The sequence below is a fragment of the Streptomyces sp. NPDC111507 genome (assembly GCF_055638955.1).
This window is the reverse complement of sequence record NZ_JBVKBU010000003.1, coordinates 1,069,544-1,090,245: the sequence shown is the minus strand read 5'-3', so window position 1 is coordinate 1,090,245 and position 20,702 is coordinate 1,069,544. Positions and strand designations below refer to the sequence as shown.

General features: G+C 69.7%; 15 protein-coding genes and 2 pseudogenes. 4 read left to right on the top strand and 13 right to left on the bottom strand.

Going from position 1 to position 20,702, the window contains the following annotated elements:
* Positions 1–29 precede the first annotated feature (29 nt).
* Entirely contained in the window at positions 30–2,339 is a 2,310-nt protein-coding gene (locus ACZ7M2_RS17425; RefSeq protein WP_471595953.1) for a peptidoglycan recognition protein family protein, read from the top strand.
* Positions 2,340–2,476: 137 nt separating this feature from the next.
* Here the strand turns inward: ACZ7M2_RS17425 and ACZ7M2_RS17420 are convergent, their stop codons facing one another.
* Positions 2,477–3,853 (bottom strand): YncE family protein, encoded by a 1,377-nt coding sequence (locus tag ACZ7M2_RS17420; RefSeq protein WP_471595952.1) that lies wholly within the window; start codon positions 3,851–3,853, stop codon positions 2,477–2,479.
* 639 nt (positions 3,854–4,492) lie between these two features.
* Between ACZ7M2_RS17420 and ACZ7M2_RS17415 the strand changes: the two genes are divergently transcribed.
* Positions 4,493–5,359, top strand: coding sequence for a polysaccharide deacetylase family protein (locus ACZ7M2_RS17415; protein ID WP_471595951.1), 867 nt, complete (start codon positions 4,493–4,495; stop codon positions 5,357–5,359).
* A gap of 135 nt (positions 5,360–5,494) precedes the next feature.
* Here the strand turns inward: ACZ7M2_RS17415 and ACZ7M2_RS17410 are convergent, their stop codons facing one another.
* On the bottom strand, positions 5,495–6,475 hold the full coding sequence (locus ACZ7M2_RS17410) for a threonine ammonia-lyase (RefSeq protein ID WP_471595950.1): 981 nt from the start codon (positions 6,473–6,475) through the stop codon (positions 5,495–5,497).
* 227 nt (positions 6,476–6,702) lie between these two features.
* Between ACZ7M2_RS17410 and ACZ7M2_RS17405 the strand changes: the two are divergent.
* A pseudogene (locus tag ACZ7M2_RS17405) lies at positions 6,703–6,807 on the top strand (VOC family protein); the annotation flags it as partial.
* A 103-nt stretch (positions 6,808–6,910) separates the two neighbouring features.
* Here the strand turns inward: ACZ7M2_RS17405 and ACZ7M2_RS17400 are convergent.
* From ACZ7M2_RS17400 to ACZ7M2_RS17390, 3 genes and pseudogenes are all read right to left on the bottom strand, one after another.
* The gene (locus ACZ7M2_RS17400) at positions 6,911–7,051 is read right to left on the bottom strand and encodes a hypothetical protein (RefSeq protein ID WP_471595949.1); all 141 of its coding nucleotides are present in this window, start codon (positions 7,049–7,051) and stop codon (positions 6,911–6,913) included.
* Between the two features lie 180 nt (positions 7,052–7,231).
* A complete protein-coding gene (locus tag ACZ7M2_RS17395) occupies positions 7,232–8,638 on the bottom strand; it encodes a vanadium-dependent haloperoxidase (protein WP_471595948.1) in 1,407 nt (468 codons plus the stop codon).
* Between the two features lie 19 nt (positions 8,639–8,657).
* Positions 8,658–9,324: pseudogene (locus ACZ7M2_RS17390) on the bottom strand (class I SAM-dependent methyltransferase).
* Positions 9,325–9,467: 143 nt separating this feature from the next.
* Here ACZ7M2_RS17390 and ACZ7M2_RS17385 point away from each other — a divergent pair.
* The gene (locus ACZ7M2_RS17385) at positions 9,468–10,754 is read left to right on the top strand and encodes an MFS transporter (protein ID WP_471595947.1); all 1,287 of its coding nucleotides are present in this window, start codon (positions 9,468–9,470) and stop codon (positions 10,752–10,754) included.
* Here the strand turns inward: ACZ7M2_RS17385 and ACZ7M2_RS17380 are convergent.
* From ACZ7M2_RS17380 to ACZ7M2_RS17345, 8 genes are all read right to left on the bottom strand, one after another.
* Positions 10,744–11,604 carry an ABC transporter permease gene (locus ACZ7M2_RS17380; protein ID WP_471596043.1) on the bottom strand — a complete coding sequence of 287 codons (861 nt, stop codon included), beginning with the start codon at positions 11,602–11,604 and terminating at the stop codon, positions 10,744–10,746. The two genes, ACZ7M2_RS17385 and ACZ7M2_RS17380, sit on opposite strands and share 11 nt — an antisense overlap.
* A 20-nt stretch (positions 11,605–11,624) precedes the next feature.
* Positions 11,625–12,359, bottom strand: coding sequence for an ABC-2 family transporter protein (locus ACZ7M2_RS17375; RefSeq protein ID WP_190171599.1), 735 nt, complete (start codon positions 12,357–12,359; stop codon positions 11,625–11,627).
* Between the two features lie 71 nt (positions 12,360–12,430).
* Positions 12,431–13,426, bottom strand: coding sequence for an ABC transporter ATP-binding protein (locus ACZ7M2_RS17370; protein WP_471595946.1), 996 nt, complete (start codon positions 13,424–13,426; stop codon positions 12,431–12,433).
* Positions 13,423–14,595 carry an MFS transporter gene (locus tag ACZ7M2_RS17365; protein ID WP_471595945.1) on the bottom strand — a complete coding sequence of 391 codons (1,173 nt, stop codon included), beginning with the start codon at positions 14,593–14,595 and terminating at the stop codon, positions 13,423–13,425. Before ACZ7M2_RS17365 ends, ACZ7M2_RS17370 begins: the two co-directional genes overlap by 4 nt.
* Positions 14,588–17,455: a glycoside hydrolase family 2 TIM barrel-domain containing protein gene (locus ACZ7M2_RS17360; RefSeq protein WP_471595944.1), complete on the bottom strand. Its 2,868-nt coding sequence runs from the start codon at positions 17,453–17,455 to the stop codon at positions 14,588–14,590. The genes ACZ7M2_RS17365 and ACZ7M2_RS17360 overlap by 8 nt, the downstream gene beginning before the upstream one ends.
* A gap of 42 nt (positions 17,456–17,497) precedes the next feature.
* Positions 17,498–18,379 (bottom strand): carbohydrate ABC transporter permease, encoded by an 882-nt coding sequence (locus ACZ7M2_RS17355; protein ID WP_471595943.1) that lies wholly within the window; start codon positions 18,377–18,379, stop codon positions 17,498–17,500.
* Entirely contained in the window at positions 18,376–19,338 is a 963-nt protein-coding gene (locus ACZ7M2_RS17350; protein ID WP_403694447.1) for a carbohydrate ABC transporter permease, read from the bottom strand. Before ACZ7M2_RS17350 ends, ACZ7M2_RS17355 begins: the two co-directional genes overlap by 4 nt.
* Before the next feature lie 30 nt (positions 19,339–19,368).
* On the bottom strand, positions 19,369–20,631 hold the full coding sequence (locus ACZ7M2_RS17345; RefSeq protein ID WP_471595942.1) for an ABC transporter substrate-binding protein: 1,263 nt from the start codon (positions 20,629–20,631) through the stop codon (positions 19,369–19,371).
* Positions 20,632–20,702: the final 71 nt, after the last annotated feature.

Here is a 20,702-nt window from a genome sequence, read left to right as displayed (position 1 = left end):
GTACGTCGCATGTGTACAGACCGCTGAACATGAAACGACGGGCGTGGCTGACGCTCGGTGCGGTGGTCCTGGGAGGCGGGGGCGTGGTGACCTACGCCGTCGCCAGCCCGTCCTCCGATCCCGGCGCGGCCGGCCGGGCCAAGCGGCCGGCGAAGGTGTACGACCTCGCGCTGAAAGGCAGCACAGGCGACAAGCGGGAGCTGCCGCGCACGGACACCGAGCAGTTCTCGATGCTCGGCGTCTCCTGGACGGGGGCGGCCAAGCGGCTTGACGGCACGGCGCAGGTACGTACCCGCAGCCTCGGGACCGGCCAGTGGAGCGCCTGGCAGGACCTCGAACTGAACGTCGACCCGCTGGAGAACCCCGGCGTCGGAGTGCGCGGAGCATCCGAGCCGTTGTGGGTCGGTCCCTCCGACGGCATGCAGGTGCAGGTCATCCGCAAGAACGGCACCAGCAGCTCCGCTCTGCCCAAGGGCCTTGAGGTCAACCTGGTCGACCCGGGGGTGGTGACCGACGCCGAGACCAAGGCCGGCGGCACCGCCGAGCCGGCCGCATTCGTCGCCGATGAGAGTCCCGGCGCCACGGCATCCGCGCCCACCGACTCCGCCGCGCCCACCGACTCCGCCGCGCCCGGTGACGGCTCTTCCGCCACGCCGACGGACGGCCAGACCACCGTGTCCCCGGCTGCGACGGACACCACGCCCGCGGCCACCGACTCCGTCCCGCCCTCCGTCCCGCCCTCCGCGTCGGCGTCCCCCACGGACTCCATGTCGCCGTCGCCGAGCACGTCCTCCAGCGCGTCGCCCTCGGCGCCGCCGTCCACCGTGCCCGAACCGCCGATCGTCTCGCGCGCCGACTGGGGTGCCGACGAGTCGCTCAGCCCCGAGGCGCCGGAGTACAACGCGGACGTGAAGGCGGTCTTCGTCCACCACACCGACGGGGCCAACGACTACTCCTGCGCCGACTCCGCGTCGATCATCCGGAGCATCCACGCGTACCACGTCCAGGTCAGCGGCTGGAAGGACATCGGCTACAACTTCCTCGTCGACAAATGCGGCACCATCTTCGAGGGCCGCAAGGGCGGCGTCGGTCTTCCGGTGTTCGGCGCACACACCTACGGCTGGAACCGGGAGTCCGCAGGCGTCGCGGTGCTCGGTGACTACACCTCCACCAGCGCCACCAACGCCACGCTGGCGTCAGTCGCCCGCCTGGCGGCCTGGAAGCTCGGCCAGTACGGCGCCGATCCCGCCGGAACCACCCGGCTGACCGCAGGCGCGAGCCAGCACAACTACTCCAACACCAACTTCACCGCGGGCAGCACATACACCTTCCAGCGGATCTCCGGCCACCGGGACGGCTACAACACCCAGTGCCCCGGCGGCCTGCTCTACGATCAACTGCCGACCATCCGCACCTGGGCAGCCGGCCCGGTGCAGGGCTTGAAGGTCAGCTCGGTCGACGGCGCGGGCCTTTCGGGCTCGACGTACTACACCAAGGGCGGCATCACCGTCCGTTGGACGGCCACCACACCAGCGTCATTGATCTCCAGGTTCGAGCTGCTGGTCGACGGCAAGACCGTCGCGACCACCTCCGGCACCGCCACCTCCGCCGGCGCCACCCTGGCCCTGGGCAGCCACACCGTCGCCGTGCGGGCCGTGCACCAGTCCGGCAAGACCGCGACCAGTGCCGCGCTGGCTGTCACAGCGGAGACGACCGCACCGACCTTCACCACCAACCCGAAGCTCTCCCTGCGCTCCGGCACCGTCAGCACCAGCGCCATCCCTGTCACTCTCGGCTGGAAGGCCACCGACGACAAGGCCCTGCGCTACGTGAAGCTGCTGTCGCCCACCACCGCCACCTTCGGCCCGACCACGACCACCTCCAGCCGCACCGCCAAGTCCTCCGCCGCCACCATCTGGTCGATGCGGGCCTACGACTACGCCGGCAACTACCGCACGTCCTCCCCCTCGTACACCCCGGTGATACTGCAGGAGACCGCCGCTACGAAGTCCGGCAGCTGGACCACCCGCTCCTCCACCAGCTACCTCGGCGGCCAGTCCTACTCCAGCGGTTCCAAGGGCGCCGGCCTCACCTGGACCTTCACCGGACGCTCCGTCGCCTGGGTGGTCTCCCGCGCCTCCAGCTCCGGCCAGGCGTACGTCTACGTCGACGGCACCAAGGTCTCCACCGTCGACCTGAGGTCTTCCACCACCCTGTACCGGCAGGCGATCTGGACCAAGACCTGGTCCGCCGCCGCCAAGCACACCGTCAAGATCGTCGTGGTCGGCACCAGCGGCCGTCCCACCGTCACCACCGACAGCCTGGTCTACATCAAGTAGCCCAAGCCCCACGAAGGCGCGGTGCGCCACACCGACCGGCGTACGCGGTCCCACAACATGAAGCGGCCTTCACGACCGGCGTACATGGTCGTGAAGGCCGCTTCATGCCGGGAGCCGTGGCGCGACGTGGAAGGGACTCAGTCAGAGGTGATGTCGACCGTGGCCGTGCCATAGGCACTCGCGTGCCGTGCGTCGCCCGCGTACTGGACGGTGTACTGGACATCGCCCTTGGCCCTCGGACGGTCGGTGTAGCTGAACGTGCCGTCCGCGGCGACGGCCGCGGACCCGATCAGCGTGCCCTCACCCGCCAAGGGGTCGTCGAGCCGCCAGATGTCGACGGTGCTTCCGGTGCCGAACCCCACGGGCGCTTCGAGCTTTCCGGTGAGGGTGAGGTTCTGATTCCGGGGTGACGAGGTGGGTGCGTGCACGGTGACGGCGGTGGCGACCTGCGGGTGGTCCAGGACCTCCAGCGTCAAGGACGAAGAGCTGCTGTCCTCGGTGACCGCGAAAATCCGGCTGGCGTCCGGTGCCCAGGCCAGACCGGCCGGCAGGAGGGTGGTGGTGGCGTAGGCGGAGGACGACGGGAAGTCCCAGGTCTTGAAGGCCGTGGAGTTGCCCTGCGTGAACAGATGGACGTCGGGCGAGGAGGCGCCGTCGACGCCCGCCGCGATCGTGCCGTCGGGGGCGATGGCCACCGCGTTGGGGTAGTGGCTGGTGGTGTAGGTGCCGTCGTCCGCCAGGTCGGCGGTGCGGAACGCCTGGTGGTAATAGGGCGAGGCGCAGGCGACAACAACCCGCGCGGCGTCCGGCGTCAAGGCGAGGTCCTGCAGGCTCGAGCACCCGTCCGGCCCTGGATCGACGCGCTTCGCCTGTACGTTGGCCTGTCCGGTACTCACGTCGTACACCGCCAGGGTGGCGTCGTTGCCGTCGGACTCGGCGGCGACGAGAGTGTCCGGATCCTGCGGCGTGGCGGCCAGGCGGGGCGCGCCGCGGAACGTGCCGAGGTCCTGGCCCCGTGTGACGACCGGTTGCGGGCCGCTCAGGTCCAGGGAGCCGAGGGCACCGTTCCAGGTGTCGGTGCTGTAGCCGAACCAGATCTTTCCTCCGGCCGACGCGAGGGAGGTCGGACCGGCGTAGGCGCCTGCGCCGGTGCCGGTGTCGTACCGGGCGGTCTCCTGCAGAGTGGCGGTGTCGATCGTGGCGATCGCGCCGGCGTCGCGGAGTGCCACGTACAGCGTCCTGGAGTCGCTGGAGAGCGCGATTCCCCAGGCGCCGGCCTCACCGCTGATCTGCTTCACGACCTGGCCCGTGTAGTCCGTCACCAGAACGCTGCCGCCGAACGGGTCGCTGAGGAAGACCTGCTGATGAGCTGCGTCGACAGCTATGTCCCGATACGAGCTGATCGGCAGTGAGGTACTGGTGTCCGCGGCGGCCGTGGTCGTTCCGAAGCCAAGGAGTGAGAGGCTCAGGGCTGCCGAGACTGCTGCACTTTCTGCGAACTGTCTTATGCGCACGGTATTCGGTCGCTTCCTTCGGTAGGACGTCTGCAGTTGAACTCCGCGGAAGGCAGTACGAGCAGAGAGGTCCGGCGCTTTGCCCGCGCTGCCGCTGTCTTGATCGACAGGCGGCACTTGTCCAGCGCAGAGGCCCGACCGAATGTCACACACGGGGAATCACGCATCGCGGCAGACAGCCGGCGTCCGGCGTCCGGCAGACGGTCTTCGGGCGGTAGGCCGCCCTCAGTGCGGTCGGCGACATCTGGCGCGGTGACGGTGGCACTGGTCGCCGCTCACGACACCGATGTCGAAGTCCCGGCCGGTGACAGGGAATCCGGTAGGCGCCACCTCCACGGCGGACGAAAACGCCGTTCAACCTGGCCGAGGGAACAGCAGGCTGGGGGCTACGCACCACAAATCCCCAGGCCACTGAGGTGAGCGGCGCCAAGCCGCAGGGCGTGCGGGTGAGCGGCTTCAAGGTCGGCCTGCTCGGCAACGCCGTGTGCGGGCCGTCCCGCATCCCGGTGCTGGGCCCGGATTCCTCGCTGGACCGCTGGTTGCGGGCCGGCGCTCAGTGCCATCCGTCGCGTCCGGAATGGAACCTCGGACATCTGTTCGTCATCAAGGAGGGCGGACGGGCTGCGGCGTACGGACGACATGGGGTGGCACACGGTGGACAGGCGAATCAGTGGGGCGGTGCTGGCCTGCGTCCTTCTCGCGACGGGCTGTGCGACGGGTTGCACGGCCGAACCCTCGGCGGACTCCCGTCCCGGCACGGCGGTCCGTCCCGCACCGTCCGCACGGCTTCCCCGCGGCGACGCGGGCGCGCGGGTGGGCGCCGAGGCCGCCTACCGCAAGTGGGGCATCAAACCATTGGCCGCTCCGCCCGCCCCGCCCGCGACCAAGCCGACGGGGCGAGCGGCTGCCGGAGGCCGGGTGCCGGTGATCAGCGAGATACCCACCAAGGAGAACATCGTCTTCCTCACGTTCGACGACGGGGCGGAGAAGGACCCGGAGTTCGTGACGATGATGCGGGAGCTGAAGATCCCCTTCACGATGTTCCTGACGGACTCCGTCATCCGCGCCGACTACGGCTACTTCAAGAAACTCCAGCGACTGGGCAACGGCATCCAGAACCACACCCTGACTCATCCGAACCTCCGCACCCTGGGTGCGGAGGCCCAGAAGCAGGAGATCTGCGGCCAGCAGAAGAAGCTGAAGGATCGATACGGCACCATGCCACGGCTGTTCCGTCCGCCCTACGGCAACTGGAACGAGAACACCCGGGCCGCCGCGGCGTCCTGCGGCATTGAGAAGATCGTCCTCTGGCGCGAGTCCATGCAGATCAAGAACATGCAGTACCAGGGCGCCGTCAAGAAGCTCCACCCGGGCGACATCATTCTGGCCCACTTCCGCGGGCCGTCCGAGCTCAAGGGCACGACGATGACGCGGATGACGGCGAACCTGCTACGCCATATCCAGGAACAGGGTTTCACGGTCGCCCGCCTGGAGGACTACCTGTAGCCCACCCGACCGCCCCACGGTTGCTGGGGGATGCCCTCGACGACAAGGACGGGCCCGGCCCTGTTGCACGCCCCGCTCCCAGTTGGGGAAGCTGCGGTCATGTGCGGCTGGTTCGGGCGTCGGCCTGAGCAATCGTCAGGACCTGTGGAGAGGATCCGCGCCGACCCAGCGGTGGTAGGCGTCTACGTCGACGTTGCTGCCGCACACGATGGTGACGACGTGTCGGTCGGCGAAGCGGTCGCGGTCTTCGAGGATCGCGGCGATGCCGAGCGCGGCCGAAGGTTCGACGACGAGGCCGGCGTGGTCGAGGAGCATCCGCATACCGGTGATGATCGACGCCTCCTGGACCAGGACGGCGTCGTCGGCGACCAGGAGGAGGTCGTCCAGGACGGCCGGGATGGGATACCGGCCGGCGACGCCGTCGGCGATGGTGTCGGTCGAGTCGGTGGTGACGACACGTCGCCTGCGCCACGAGAGTGTCAGCGCCGGTGCGCCCAGCGGCTGGACGCAGATCACCTCGACTTCGGGTGCCAACGCCTTCACCACATGACCCACGCCGGTGGCCAGCGCCCCGCCGCCGAGAGCGATCAGGACGGTGTCGAACGACGGCGCGGTGTCCACCAGTTCCAGGCCGATGGTCGCCGCGCCCTCGCAGGTCTCGATGTCCAGGCTGTCTTCGACCAGCCGGATGCCGTCGTACCGTGCGATGGCCGCCGCCCGCTCGCGAGCCATCTCGTGGTCGCCGTCCACCAGCTCCAACCCGGCGTCCAGTGCGCGGATGCGATCAAGCTTGGCCCGAGTCGCGAAGCGGGATGCCACGACGGTGACGTCGAGCCCCCGGCCGCGACCGGACCACGCGAGGGCTTGACCAAGGTTGCCGGCGCTCGCGCACACCGCGGCTCGCGAGGCATGGTCGGCCAGCAGGCTCGCGACCACCTCGGTGCCGCGGCCCTTGAAGCTGCGGACCGGGTTCGCCGTTTCGAGCTTGATGCTCACCGTGCACCCGAGGCCGGGCTCCAGCGCCTCGCAGCGGTACAGCGGAGTGTCGAGAAAGACCGGGTCGATCACCCGGCGAGCCGCCCGGATCCGAGCAGTGTCGAGACGTGTCTCCTGCACGGCACAGCAGCGTAGCGCCACCGCCGCTGTTTCCACGAGGCGCTGTCAGGGGTCGTAGGCGGGTTGAGGCGGATCACCAAGCCGCGTTCACAGACCCCATCAGGGTCGCGGGGTCCGGCCGTGGCGGGCGGGGCGCCGCTCGGACATGATCGCGCGCATGGGCTCAACGGTGACGAACATAGCGATCACGCAGCCCGGCGGCCCGGCCTTGCACTTCAACGAAGTTCCACCGCAAAACCGACTGCTGGGGCTGGGTCGTTCTCGCGGACCCGGAGGGCAACGAGTTCTGCATATTGCTGGCCGAATCCGAGCGGGCCGCATTGTCCTCGTGATCTCAGCCCTTGCTCGACCCCAGCGTCAGCCCCGCGACAAGTGCCCCTGCAGTACTGGGCGGTAGAGGACGGCCGGATGCACGGCACGGGGCCGACTCGTGGATCAGTTCTCGGCCGTGGCCTGCCCGCTCGGTCCCGACGCGGTGCTGCGGCTGCCGGGCTGGTTCGGGGACTTCCTGCGGGAGACGACCCTGACCACCCCGCCGACGAGCTCCTCGACGGCCCGCTGCGTGTGCTGCGCCACGCCGCGCGTACCGGCCAGGCCGCGGCCGCCCACGTCCGCTGGTACTGACGGGGCGGAACATCCGCATGCGCCCTGACGCCCGAGTGCCTGCCGACCGGAAGAAGGGTCCACCCGCTGATCCGGTACTCAGGGCAGGATCGGAAGCCCGGCACGACGCCGGGCCCTCTTCGGCTCGGTGGTTCAGTCGGTGGCGTCGCCGCACTTGGGCTCGGCGAGCCTGTCCTGCCGAGCCGTTCGTGTCGGCGGGGACAGCTGGGTGCCGTCCTTGGTGACCGGCTGGAAGTAGTGGGCCAGGGCCCAGGCGGCCACGCGGGTGCCGGCCCGGCAGCCGGCCACGTCCGCCGTGCGGGAGTGGACGCCGCCCCACACACGGGCGTCGACGACATCCCGGTTGAGACTGTCGGCGGACCCGTAGAACCGCGTGGTGCCGGTGACCTCGGAGGGGACGTAGAGGTCGATGTGCGAGGTGCCGAGGACGCCGGTCAGGGCGCGTGCCACGGCAGCGGCGACGGTCGTATGGCCGGCGATGTAGTCCGGGTGTGGTGGGGTGATGAGCAGCGGCTCCCAGGCCGGGTCCGCCGTCGTCGCGGGGTTGCCGTCGGTGTCGGCGAGGCGGATGGCGGTGATCGGCCGCCAGGAGCCGTAGTGGAGCTTGGTGTCCCATGCCGTGACGACGGCATCGGTCGCCGCCGCGTTCACCGCGGCGAACAGCCGGGCCGTCTCGGCGATGCCGAGCCGGTGCCGGGCGGCGTGGTCTCGTACGGCTGTTTGAGCCTGTTCGACCAGGTTGCCGCTGAAGAAGAGGGCGGTCTCGGTCTGCCGCGCGCTCCTGCCCGAGCCGGTCTTCGCGCCCATGGCCTTCAACTCCTGGAGATCCTTGGCGTAAGCGGCCGAGGAGATGGCGGGTGGTCCGCCGGGGCGGAACTGCTGCGGGGAGGCGAGCAGGAGGGGCCGGAGCCTGGCGAGCCAGGTGTCGATGAAGGGCTGGAACGCGGGCGGGGTGGGCCGCCAGACCCCCGGTGCCGGGGAAGCGGTGAACGGAACGTCCGCGAACCTTCCGTCCCCTTCCCGGAGTTCGATGATGCGGGCAGCGGCGCGCCTTCCGTAGTCGACGCCCCGGTCTCTGGCCTGACCGGCCGGCAGAGCGGCGAGCGAGTCCGCGTAGGCGGTGTCGAGCCGCTCCTTGAAGGCAGGGAAGCAGGCGAGCAGCACGTCGTGGGCCGCAGTGGCGGCGGCCGCCGCGGAGGATGCCTTGGCCGGACCGCGCTCGCGCCACTTGTACAGGGCGTAGCCGCCTTCGATCCCCACCACGGCGTTGTACACGGCGACGGAGACGAACCCCTCCCAGATCGCTGCCTGCCCGGAGGGACGGGGGCCAAGGCTGGTCTTGATCGTGTCGGTGGCGATGGCGTTCCACTCGCGGACCACGGCTGCCGGGGCCGCCGCGGTCCGGATGTCCGCGTCGGGGGGACTCGCCGCGGCGGTGAGCGTGACGAGGGCGGTGGCTGTGACGGCGCAGACGAATCCCCGGACACGTGAACGCGGAGGAACGGGAAGAGGGGCCTCTTGATACACAGCGTCCTCCATGGAGTCGAGTGCCCAAGGCTTAGCAACGGCCCACTGTGTGAGCAAGACAACTCGCCGCGAATCGGGCAGGCTCAGAGGCCAGGTGACCGCTCTCGAAGGGCCCCGAGCCGGTGTCCGACGGCGGCACCTCGACGACGAAGAACAGGAAGCAGGTTCTGGTCGAGAGGTCATGGAAGTCGTCGGGGAACCTAGTCGGACCGAGGCTCCTGGAACGTGTAGGCCACGAAGGGGTGTTCCACCGACGCGATCAGCCGGCCGCCGGGCCTGAGCACGCGCCGCAATTCGGCCAGTGTCGGCCCCCAGTCCTCCAGGTAGTGCAGCACCAGCGACGCCACCACGTCGTCGAACGCACCGTCGGCGAACGGCAGGCGGTCGTTCAGGTCGACCACGTGCAGGGCTACGTCGTCACCGAGCCGCCGCCTCGCCAGCGCCGGCATTCCGGCGCTGGCGTCGATGCCGGTGACGAGGGCACCGCGGTCGCGCAGTGCGGCGGACAGGGCGTCCGAGCCGCAACCGGCGTCCAGGATCCGGCGGCCGGCCACGTCTCCGGCGAGGGCCAACATCGCGGGCCGCGCGTAGTACGCGTTCACGAGGTTGTTCTCGGTTTCCGCCGAGTACGCCTCGGCGAAGCGGTCGTAGTCATTCGCCTGGGCCGGTGACGCAGGCTCGGCGAGACTCTCGGGCATGTCGGCCGAGTGGTCCATCGTCGCAGCCTGGTTAGTAGCCGCATGATCCGCCGGACAGGCTCTACGCTGGTCGACGACTGGATCGGGTGACGGGGGCCGGCGCGGTGACGTTCAGAGCGTGGCGCGGGAGAGATCCCAGGGCTTTGGAGCGGGCCGCAGAAGGCACGGTCGACGAAGAACCCCCACAGCCGCTGCGGCGGGACCGTGACTTCGGTGTCTTCTGGGTCGCGCAGACTCTTTCGGTCCTCGGAGACTCCTTCGCCCTGATCGCGTTGCCGCTGCTCGTGCTACGCGCGACCGGATCCGTCGCGCAGATGGGCCTGTTGACGGCCGTCGGCGGGGCGGCCTCGGTCGTGGCCGGGGTTTTCGCCGGGGTCGTCGTCGACCGGGTGGACCGCAGGAAACTGCTGGTGGCCTGCGATCTGGTCCGTATGGCCCTGTACGCGGTGATTCCGCTGGTCTGGGTCTTCGGACCGCGGATCTGGCTGCTCTACGTGGTCCTGCCGCTGTGCGAGGCCGTCGGCATGCTGTTCTCCGTCGCCTACGTCACCGTCGTCCGCAACCTCGTCGGCGTCGAGCGGATCACGGAGGCCAACGGCAGGCTGAACGCGACCGCGGCGGCGGCCGGGGTGGCCGGTCCGGTGGGCGCGGGGCTGGTGGCGGCGTGGCTCGGGCCAGCCGCCGCCGTCGGCGTGGACGCGGCGAGCTTCGGCGTGTCGGCCGCCTGTGTCGGCTTCGTACGGTTCAAGGGCAGCACACGCCCCGCACCGGGACCCGTGGCCGGAACGGGAGCGGTCCGGCGGCTGTGGACGGATCTGCTCGCCGGGGTGTCCTTCCTGGTCCGGCATCCGGTGCTGCGCGTGCTGACCGTCCTGCTGTCCTTCTTCAGCTTCCTGACACTCGGACTGAACGACCTGCTGATCTACCACCTCAAGCACGATCTCGGCCGCGACGACGCGGCGGTCGGCACCGTGTTCGCGGTCGGCGCGCTCGGCACGATCGCCGGGGCGCTCCTGGTGGCCCGGGTGCGCCGACGGCTGGGCTTCGGCCCGACCTGGATCGGTTCGGTGGCGGTGTGCGGATGCGCGCTGGCGGGTCTGGGCTGGGCCCGCAGCGTGCCGGCCGTCGCCGCCCTGACCGCGGTCTTCCTGGGCTTCGGGAGCGTGGCGGGTACGTGCTCCATGTCGCTGCGGCAGGAGGTGACTCCGGAGCATCTGCTCGGCCGGGTCACCTCGGCGTTCTGGACCTTGCACTACTCGGCGGCCCCCGCCGGCGCGGCCGTCCTCACCTGGACCGCGGGGCGCCACGGCACGGCGGCGGTGGGCATGGTCGCGGGCGCCTGCTGCGTGCTCGTCGCCCTGCTGGCCCTGCTCACCCCGGTGCGCCGGCCCCGTACGGACGGGGCCGGCGCACCGGTCGTCAGCCGTTGACCCCGGAGTAGTGGCCGAGGCTCCAGCGCCACAGCAGCCGCGCGCCCAGATAGGCGAGCAGCCCCACCAGCGGTGAGGCCGCCGCCAGCCAGTACGGCACCCCCGAGTCGCCGCCGTGTCCGGTCAGCACGGCGGCGGGGAAGTAGGCGACGAAGGCCAGCGGCAGTCCGAAGGTGAGGAAACCGCCGACCGCGCGCGGCAGCACGTTGAGCGGATAGCTGCCGAACGTGCCGAGCAGTTCCTCCAGCCAGCGCCCCCAGTAGTCGGCGGCCGGGAAGCGCAGCGACGCGCAGGCCACCGCCGTGAACAGGGCCGCCTCCAAGAGCATCCCGCCCAGCACACAGACGACGAGGTACGAGATCCGGGCCGCGTTCCAGTCCAGCTGGCTGCGGGTCAGCGCGCCCACCATCAGCCCGGTCGCCACCGTCAGGTCGCCGATCGCGTTTGTGGGGAAGACAGAGAGCTGGAGCTGCCGGTGGACCGGCATGGGGCGGACCAGATACGTGTCGATCACGCCCTCCTGGATGTGCCGGGCCAGTCCGTGCACCCGGCCCAGGAGGAGCACGAACAGGCCGTGCGCCAGCATCCGCGTGGCGGCGATCAGCAGCACGTCCTGGCTCGCCCAGCCGCCCATCCCGGTGAACCGGGTGAGCAGCACCGTCGCGAACACGATCACCGACACCTGCCAGATCGCGCCGATCGCGATCATCAGCAGGAACTCGGAGCGGTACTCCAGCTGTGCGCGGAAGTTGAGACGCGTGATGCGCCACACGATCCGCAGGGATTTCAGTGAGGTGCCGAGCCCGTCCGTCGTGTGCGGCCCGTCCGTCGTGTCCGGCCTGTGCGTCATGTGCGGTCCGTCCGTCATGCTCAGCCTCCCTGCGAGATCACACGCCGGGCGGCCCGGCGCCACAGCAGCCGGGTGAACAGGGCGAGCGCCACCACCCACGCGGCCTGCAGGGCGAGTTGGGGACCCGCCTGGGAGACCGGGATCCGGCCCACGTACAGCGACAGCGGCACACTCAGCGTCGCCTGGAAGGGGAGGAAACGGCTGAGCGTGATGAACCAGTCGGGGAAGAACCACAGCGGCGCGTACACCCCGGACAGCAGGTTCTGCGCGAAGACCAGGATCAGGATCGCGGCGCCGTTGCGGAGCGTCCAGAAGCACAGCTGGTCGATGACCAGCATCACGTAATACAGAACCCACTGGCCGAGCAGCACGCTCAGCCCGAACACCGCCGCGACGGCCGCCGACCCGGGCGGCTGTACGAACCCGACGGCCAGACACACCGCGTATCCGGTCAACGCCCAGACGAATCCGTAGAGTTGTTCGCCGAGCGCCCGCAACGCGTAGTAGCGCTGCGGGGGCAGCGGGCGCAGATACCAGTACACGATGGTGCCGAAGTGCATGTGCTGCTGGACGGTGTCCCGGCCCGAGTACTGGTCCAACGCCCTGATCCGGGTGGCCAGTACGGCGAGCACGGCGTAGGTGACGGCCTGGTCGCGGGTGAGGCCCGCGGTGGTGCCGGTCGTCGCGTACAGGCCGCGCCACAGCGAGGCCACCAGCACCACCTGCACGACGAGACGCAGCAGCGCGGCGGTCATCCGGGGCGGGGTGTGCAGCTCGCCGAGCGGGGTGACCCGGGCGGCCCGCCAGCCGCCGGGGACGGCCGTGCTCACGCGGCCTCCGCCTGGACGTAGGCCGCCCGCATCACGTCCTCCAGGTCCGCCTCGTCGATCGCGAGGTCGGTGACCTCGTACCGCTCGACGACCTGCTTGAGCGCCTGGTGGACCGTCGGGGCGCCGGGCCCGTCCGGCCCGAACACCACCTGGGGGCCCTGGCGGCGCAGCAGTGCGATGCCCGGCGGCGGGGCGATCGCCGCCTGTGGATCGGCGAGCGTGGCCCGCACCTGCCAGGTCGAGCCGAACCTGCGCCTGATCTCGTCCAGGGTGCCGTCGAGGACGAGCCGCCCGTGGTTGATGAGGACGACCCGCTCGGCGAGCCGCTCGACCTCCGTCATGTCGTGCGTGGTCAGCAACACGGTTCGGCCACGCTCCTCCACCTGGTGCTTCAGGAAGCCGCGCACCTGTTCCTTGACCACCACGTCCATGCCGATGGTGGGCTCGTCGAGGAACACCACGGGCGGGTCGTGCAGCAGCGCGGCGGCGAGGTCGCAGCGCACCCGCTGGCCGAGGGAGAGATGGCGTACGCGGGTGTCCCAGAAGGAGGAGAGGGCGAGCAGCTCGTCGAACTCGCCGAGCCGGACGCGGTGTTCACGCTCCGGCACCCCGTAGATGTCCCGCAGGATCGCGAAGGACTCACGCACCGGCAGGTCCCACCACAGCTGGGTGCGCTGTCCGAACACCGCTCCGATGTTGCGTGCGTTGCGCTCGCGCTCCTGGTAGGGGACGACGCCGGCGACGCGCGCCTCGCCGGAGGTCGGGGTGAGGATGCCGGTGAGCATCTTGATGGTGGTGGACTTGCCGGCGCCGTTCGGGCCGAGCAGCGCGAGCAGTTCGCCCGGCGCCACCTCGAAGGTGACGTCGCAGACGGCCTCCTTCGCGACCCGCTCGGGCTTGACGAGGGACTTGAGCGCGCCCGAGAAGCCCGGGCGGCGCACGGTGGTGTGAAAGGTCCGGGACAGCCCCCGGACCTGGATGCTGCCGCTCATGCGGACGCCTTCCGGGTCAGTGCGATCAGCCACAGGGTGGCCACGAGCGAGGCCGCGGACAGGGCGGTCAGCAGCCAGGGGACGGCGTGGATCCCCGACGCCTCGATGCCCACGCCGAGCAGCGGAGGGGCCGCCACCCCGCCGGTCATCGACGCCGCGATCACCCAGGCCCCGGCCCTCTTCGCCTGGGGGAGAGCCTTGTTGAGCCACGGCAGGCCGGTCGGGAAGACGGGCGCGATGAACAGACCCACACCGGCGTACGCCACCGGCGCCGCCCCGGGGATCAGCGCCAGCAGCAGGCACGCGGTCATCCCGGCCGCGCAGACCGCGAGGATGCGTTCGGGCGCGTACCGCAGGGTGATCGGGACGACGAGGAAGCGGCCCGCGGTCATCATCAGCCAGTAGACGGAGGTGGCGGAGGCGGCGACCGTCGCGCCGTAGCCGACGGTCTCCAGGTGGGTGGGTTCCCAGCCGCCGACGCCCGCCTCGACGCCGACGTTCAGGATGTAGAGGAGCAGGAAGCCCACCAGGACGCGGGAGAGCAGGCCACCGGAAGGGGCGGGCCGCCCGGCCGGGGAGACGGGCGGCGCCTCGCTGCGCACCCCTCCCGTGCACAGGATCAGCGCCCCCGCGAGCACCGCGCACGCTCCGAAGGCGTAGGGGTAGTCGTCGGGCCCCAGCCACGCGACCAGTGCCGGGCCGAGGACCGCGCCGATGCCGAAGTGCGCGTTGAGGACGTTCAGCATGGCCGTCGAACGGTCGCCGAAGCCGACCGCGAACAGCTGGTTGAGGCCGTAGTCGATCCCGCCGAAGCCGAGGCCGCCGAGGAACGCGGCGGCGAGCGCGAGCGGCCAGTTCGCGGCGAGTGCGAAGCCCGCGCCGCCCGCCGCCATCAGCGCGTAACTCGTCGCCAGCATCGCTCTGTTGGAGATCCGGGAGTGAATCGCGTTGAAGGCGAGGACGCCCGCGACACCCCCGGTGAAGTGCAGGCTCAGACCGAGACCCGCCGCTGAGGGGGAGAGGCCGTACTGCGCGCGCAGGCCCGGGACCGCCGGGCCGTAGAGCGCTTGCAGCATGCCGATGAGGACGAATCCGATACACGACGCGACCGCGGCCGGTCGGCTGAAGAGCTGCCGACCGGCCGCGGTCCTCGTGAGGGTGTCAGCCATGGATCTCCGAGAAGTGGAACGTGAATTCGGCGGGCGCGGGACGCAGTTGGTACTGCGGAAGCACGCCCGGACCGCACGACTGCGAGCCGATGCCCTGCTGCCCGTGGTCGAGATTGACCCAGACCGTGTCACCGGCCTTCAGATCGGTGGGATGCTCGGCCGCGTCGAGCTGCTCCGACGTCCAGCGGCGCGCGGTGAACCAGAACTCCGGCTCGCCCTCGACCCGCAGCCCGCCGATCTCCACCCAGCGGACGTCGGCCCGAGCGCCGTTCTCCTGCGGACGGACGTACGGCGTCTGGAGTCCGTCGATGGTCGACTCCCAACACCCCACCATGGAGGCGGACTTGGTGTCCGGGTAGGCCTCGCCGGGGCCGCCGCCGAACCACCTCGCCCCGTGTACCGAGCCCGCGAGTCCCAGCCGGATCCCGAGCCGGGGCAGTGGCAGCCTCCAGTCGCCCTCGGGTGCCACGGACACGGTCAGCCGCAGCCGCGTTCCGTCGGACGTCCACCGGTAGACCGTGCGCAGGGCCACCTCGCGGGCGGCGGGTGCCACCCGGGTCCGTACGGTCAGCGCGTCGTCGCCCAACTCCACCGATTCCAGCCGGTGGTGCATCCGGTGCAGGCCCAGCTCCCGCCAGAGCGGGCCATAGCGCAGATCTGGCTGCCAGGCCGCCCCGTTGTCGTTGTCGGTCGGCGCACGCCACACGTCCAGACGCAGTCCCCTGACATCGACCCCGCCGATCGACCGCAGCGCGCCCGTACGGGCGTCGAAGGCCGCCGGGCCCAGGGTGATCTGCCCCTCGCCGAGGACCGGTCCGTCGCTCTGCGCCACGGCGGTCAAGGGCCGAGCCGAGAGCGGGAACTGCGCCCAGGCCACCAGGTGGTCCTTCGGCCCCCACACCGTGTCGGCCGCGAGCGTCGCCCGTACCGTCCACTGGGTCTCCCCGCCCCCTGAGGCGGCCGGCCGATCCGGCAGCTTCACGTCCGCCGATTCGCCCGGGGCGAGCTCCGGCACCGACAGGACGCCCGCCTCGACGGTCTCCCCGTCGACCTGGTAGGACCACTCGAAGGCGAGCGCGGAGAGATCCGCGAAGTCGTAGCCGTTGGTGACCCGCACGCTCCCGTCCGCCGCGTCGCCGACGATCCGGACCGGCTCGATCACCTTCTTGTACTCGACAAGGCCCGGGGACGGGGTCCGGTCGGGGAAGAGCAGCCCGTCGCAGACGAAGTTCCCGTCGTGCAGCTCCTCGCCGAAGTCGCCGCCGTAGGCGAACCCGTACCACTCGTCCTTGATGCCGTGGTCGATCCACTCCCAGATGAAGCCGCCCTGGATGCGGTCGTACGACTCGAACAGGTGCTGGTAGTCCGCGATCCCGCCGGGACCGTTGCCCATGGCGTGCCCGTACTCGCAGAGGATGAAGGGGAGTCCGCGGCGCTTGTGGGTACCGCCGTCGAGGCCGCGGCCTATCCTCTCGACCTCGGCGTGGTCGGCGTACATCCGCGAGTAGACGTCCGTGTCACGGCAGTCGATGTCACCCTCGTAGTGGATGAGGCGTGAGCCGTCCCGGCCGCGGATCCACTCGGCCATGGCGGTCAGCCCGCGCCCGGTGCCGGCCTCGTTGCCGAGGGACCAGACGACGACGGAGGGGTGGTTCTTGTCGCGCTCGACCATACGGGCCGCCCGGTCGAGCAGGGCCGGGGTCCAGCGGTCGTCGTCGACGGGGTTGTCGCGCCAGGCCTGCTCGGTGAAGCCGTGCGTCTCGAGGTCGCACTCGTCGACGACCCACAGGCCGTACTCGTCGCACAGGTCGAGGAAGGCGGGGTGCGGCGGATAGTGCGAGGTGCGCACCGCGTTGATGTTGTGCCGCTTCATCAGCAGCACGTCCTCGCGCATGGTCTCCAGGTCCAGGGCCCGGCCCCGCTCCGGGTGCCATTCGTGCCGGTTGACGCCCTTGAAGAGGAGCGGTGTGCCGTTGACCTTGATCAGGCCGTCCTCCAGGGCGACCGTGCGGAAGCCGACGCGCAGCGGGACGCGCTCGCCCTCGGTCGCGAGCACGCCGTCGTACAGCTGGGGTGTCTCGGCCGTCCACGGCAGTACCGGGACGGTGACCGACTCGCCGGTCGCGACATCGATGTCGAGGCCGGGCACGGTGACCCGGCCGTCGACGTCGGAGTCGACGCGCAGGGTTCCGAGGCCTTCGACGTGGTCGTAGGAGGCGTGCACGAAGAAGTCGAGGACGCCGCCCGCCGGGCGGTGCAGGAGCGTGACGTCCCGGAAGATGCCCGGCAGCCACCACTGGTCCTGGTCCTCCAGGTACGAGCCCGCCGACCACTGGTGGACACGGACCGCCAGCACATTGCCGCCCGGCTTCAGCAGATGGCCGACCGCGAACTCGTGCGGCAGCCGCGACCCCTTGAACTCCCCGATGTCGGTGCCGTTCAGCCAGACCCGGGCACAGGACTCGACCCCGTCGAAGCGCAGCACCGCGCCGCCGTCCGAGGGCCAGTCGGACGGCAGGTCGAAGGTGTGCAGATGATCGCCGGTAGGGTTCCCGGTCGGCACGCGCGGCGGGTCGACCGGGAACGGGTAGAGGTGGTTGGTGTAGATCGGTGAACCGTGCCCCTGGAGGACCCAGTGGCCGGGGACGGACACCTCGGCCCAGTCCCCGGCATCGAACCCCTCCGCCGCGAACGAGTCGTCCTCGGCGTCGGCGGTGGGGGACAGACGGAAGCGCCAACTGCCGTTCAGTGACAAGGACCGCGCGTCGGAGGACGCGTACCGGGCGCGTGGCGGGAGCGCCCCGCTGCCCGGCGAGACGTCCTCGACGTAGTCAATGGCGGAAGTCGTGCGGAAAGACATCGGTCTCCTAGATCGTCCCTTGGTGCCCGTCTGGCGTGTCGATCAGCCCTTGATGCCCGTCTGCGCGACCCCCTGCACTAGCCAGCGCTGGAGGAAGAGGAACACGAACACCAGGGGCAGGATGGAGATGGCGGTGGCCATGAAGATGAGGTGGTAGTTGACGGTCTGGTTGGTCATGTACGAGGAGAGCGCGATCTGCACCGTCCAGGCACTCGGGTCCTGGCCGATGACCAGCGGCCACAGGAAGGCGTTCCAGCCGCTGATGAAGGTGATGGTCGCGATCGCGGCGAAGAAGTTCAGGGAGTTCGGTACGACGATGCGCCAGTACGCACCCCAGTAGCCGAGCCCGTCCACGCGCGCCGCCTCCTCCAACTCCTTGGGGAACCCCAGGAAGTACTGCCGGAAGAGGAAGCAGGCGAAACCACTGAAGAGCACCGGAATGACGAGACCCCGGTAGCTGTCGACCCAGCCCAGCGAGGAGACCAGTACGAAGCTCGGCACGAAGGTGACGGCGGGCGGCACCATCAGGGTCCCCAGGACCATGTAGAAGATCTTGTTGGCGTGCTTGTACGGGATACGGGCCAGGCCGTAGCCGGCGAGCGAGCAGACCAGCAGGGTGCCCACCGTGATCAGGACGGCGACGACCGCCGAGTTGAACAGGGAACGGCCGAAATCGACCGTCGTGTCGTGGAACAGCTCGGTGACGTTGCCCCACTGGGGGTTGGTGGGGAAGAACTTCCAGTTCTCGCCGGTGATTTCGGGGTCCGTCGACAGCGCGTTGCGGGCGATCAGATAGAAGGGGACAAGGAAGAGCAGGGCGGCGACGCCGATGGAGACGTACAGGCCGGTGTTGCCGATGACGCTGCCGCGCTTGACGCGGCGCGGCTTGTCGACCGGAGCGACCGGAGGAACGGTGGCGGTCACTTGTCGTCACCCCTTCCGAAGCCCAGGAACTTGCCCTGCGCCAGTGTCACGATGAGGATCAGCAGGGTGAGGATCACCGCGCCCGCGCTGCCCTCGCCGTAGTCCTGGCTCTCGCCGAGCGCGGTGTAGTACAGCTCGACGAGCGGCGGCCGGCCCCAGGTCGTCTTCGCCAGCAGGTTGAAGAACTCGTCGAAGGCCTGGTAGGCGGCGATGACCAGCAGCAGGATCACCGCGGTCGAGGTGGCCCGCAGCTGCGGCAGGGTGATGTAACGGAAGGTCTGCCAGCCGGGCTTGGCGCCGTCGATGGCGGCGGCCTCATACAGCTCGGGCGGGATGTTCTGCAGCGCGGCGAGGAACAGGATCATGTAGAAACCGGCCTGCAGCCACAGCCGCAGCGTCACGATGACCAGCCAGTACCAGGGCGGATCGGGGTTGGCGAGCCAGGCGATGTTCTCGACGCCGAACCAGCCGAGGATCGTGTTCATCAGGCCGAAGCGGACCCCGCTGAACATCGACATCTTCCAGATCAGCGCGGCGGCGACATAACTGCACGCGGTCGGCAGGAAGAAGACGGACCGGAAGAACGCCTTCATGAAACGCAGCCGGTTGACCAGCAGGGCGAGACCCAGCGACAGCGCCCAGGTGGCGGGCACGATGAAGGCGGCGAACACGGTGAAGGTGACGAGCGAGCCGGTGAATTTGCTGTCCTGCAGCATCTGCCAGTAGTTGTCGAAACCGACGAACTTGCTCGGCGTCACCGTGAAGCGCGCCTCGAAGAAGCTCAGCCAGAGGCTCCAGCCGATCGGCACATAGACGAAGACCGTCAGGCCGATGAGGAAAGGGCTCGTGAAGAGCCAGAAGTTGAAGGTGCTGCTGCCCCGCAGCCCCCGCCGCGGCCTGGCCGGTGAGGCCTTGGCCGAGGCGGGGCGCGCGACACCGCGCGTGGTGGTGGTCGACATGTCGAAACCCGTCCGTCGGTCTCCGTCCGGCTATCCGAAGAGCTTCTTGAGCTCGCGGTTGACCGTCTTGTCGGCCTGGTCGAGAGCCGCCTCCGGATCACCGTTCTTGCGGACGCAGTTGGCGAAGACGTCCTCCAGCGCGGTGATCATGGCCTGGGTCCAGCCGATGTTGTCGAAGTGCCCGAAGTCGTTGAAGAGCTTGACGCCCTCAGCGGGCAGGCCCGTCTTGAGCTTGGTGGCGGTCGCGGCGATCGACGTGCGCGGCGGGATGTGGAAGCCGTACGACAGCGCGAAGTCCTCCTGGTACTTCTTCTGCTCGATCCACAGCCACTTCACGTACTCCTTGGCCAGGTCGACGTTCTTGCCCTTGGCGTTGACGAACATCGACCAGCCGCCGTTGACGACCGACTGCTTGCCGGAGTCGGTGACCTTCGGGAAGGGGAAGATCCCGAGGTCGTCGCCGAGCGCCTTCTGCATGACCGGCATGGCCCACATACCGCAGAACTGGATGGGGGTCAGACCCTGCACGATCGCGGAGGGGTCCCAGTAGTCGGTCGGGGCGTCGAGGAGAAGGTGGCCGCTGGTGAACAGCGTGCGCATCTTCTTGATGCCCTCCTTGACGCCCTCCGTGTGGTACGCGATCTGGTTCTTCGCGTCGAGGGTGTCGGCGCCGGACGACCAGATCAGCGGGTTGATGACCGCGTGCAGGTCGTTGCCGATGAACAGGCCCTTGACCTTGCCGGTGGTGAGCTTCGCCGCGGCCTCGATCAGCTCGTCGAGGGTGGTCGGCGGCTGGATCTTCGCCTTCTCCAGCACGGACTTGCGGTAGAAGAAGAACTGGGGGTCGTCGATCATCCGGACGCCGTATATCTTCCCGTCCACCGTGTGCGAGGCGATGTCGGCCGGGTTGAAGTCGGACTTGACCGGATCGATGATGTCGCTCAGGTCCGCCACCTGACCGCTCTTGATGAGCTGGATCTGCGGGTGGAACTCGAACACGTCGGGGGCGTTGTCGGTGAGCAGTGCGGAGAAGAGCTTGCTCTCGTAGTCCGCGCTGGTGATCCACTGCGTGTTCACCGCGGCCTTGTCGTAGCCCTTCGCGTACCGCTTGAGGGCGTCCTCGACGCCGGCCTCGCCGTACGCGTGGAAGTACTGCTTGATGGACTTGCCCGAACTCCCGCCCCCGGACCGCCCGTTGTTGCTTCCGCACGCGGCCAGCGGCCCCAGCGCGGCCAGCCCCGCTGCGGCCCGCAGGACGGATCGACGGTCCCAGTTGCTGCTCATTGCCGACATGGTGACGTCCTTGTCTCTTGTACGGCTGCGGCTCGAAATCGCTGTGAGGTGCGGGACGCTAACCTTCGGTT

Coding starts and splice junctions, on each gene's coding strand:
- ACZ7M2_RS17425 (WP_471595953.1), top strand. CDS start 30: ATGAAACGACGGGCGTGGCTGACGCTCGGTGCGGTGGTCCTGGGAGGC.
- ACZ7M2_RS17415 (WP_471595951.1), top strand. CDS start 4,493: ATGGGGTGGCACACGGTGGACAGGCGAATCAGTGGGGCGGTGCTGGCC.
- ACZ7M2_RS17395 (WP_471595948.1), bottom strand. CDS start 8,638: ATGGAGGACGCTGTGTATCAAGAGGCCCCTCTTCCCGTTCCTCCGCGT.
- ACZ7M2_RS17380 (WP_471596043.1), bottom strand. CDS start 11,604: ATGACGCACAGGCCGGACACGACGGACGGGCCGCACACGACGGACGGG.
- ACZ7M2_RS17375 (WP_190171599.1), bottom strand. CDS start 12,359: ATGACCGCCGCGCTGCTGCGTCTCGTCGTGCAGGTGGTGCTGGTGGCC.
- ACZ7M2_RS17370 (WP_471595946.1), bottom strand. CDS start 13,426: ATGAGCGGCAGCATCCAGGTCCGGGGGCTGTCCCGGACCTTTCACACC.
- ACZ7M2_RS17365 (WP_471595945.1), bottom strand. CDS start 14,595: ATGGCTGACACCCTCACGAGGACCGCGGCCGGTCGGCAGCTCTTCAGC.
- ACZ7M2_RS17360 (WP_471595944.1), bottom strand. CDS start 17,455: ATGTCTTTCCGCACGACTTCCGCCATTGACTACGTCGAGGACGTCTCG.
- ACZ7M2_RS17350 (WP_403694447.1), bottom strand. CDS start 19,338: ATGTCGACCACCACCACGCGCGGTGTCGCGCGCCCCGCCTCGGCCAAG.
- ACZ7M2_RS17345 (WP_471595942.1), bottom strand. CDS start 20,631: ATGTCGGCAATGAGCAGCAACTGGGACCGTCGATCCGTCCTGCGGGCC.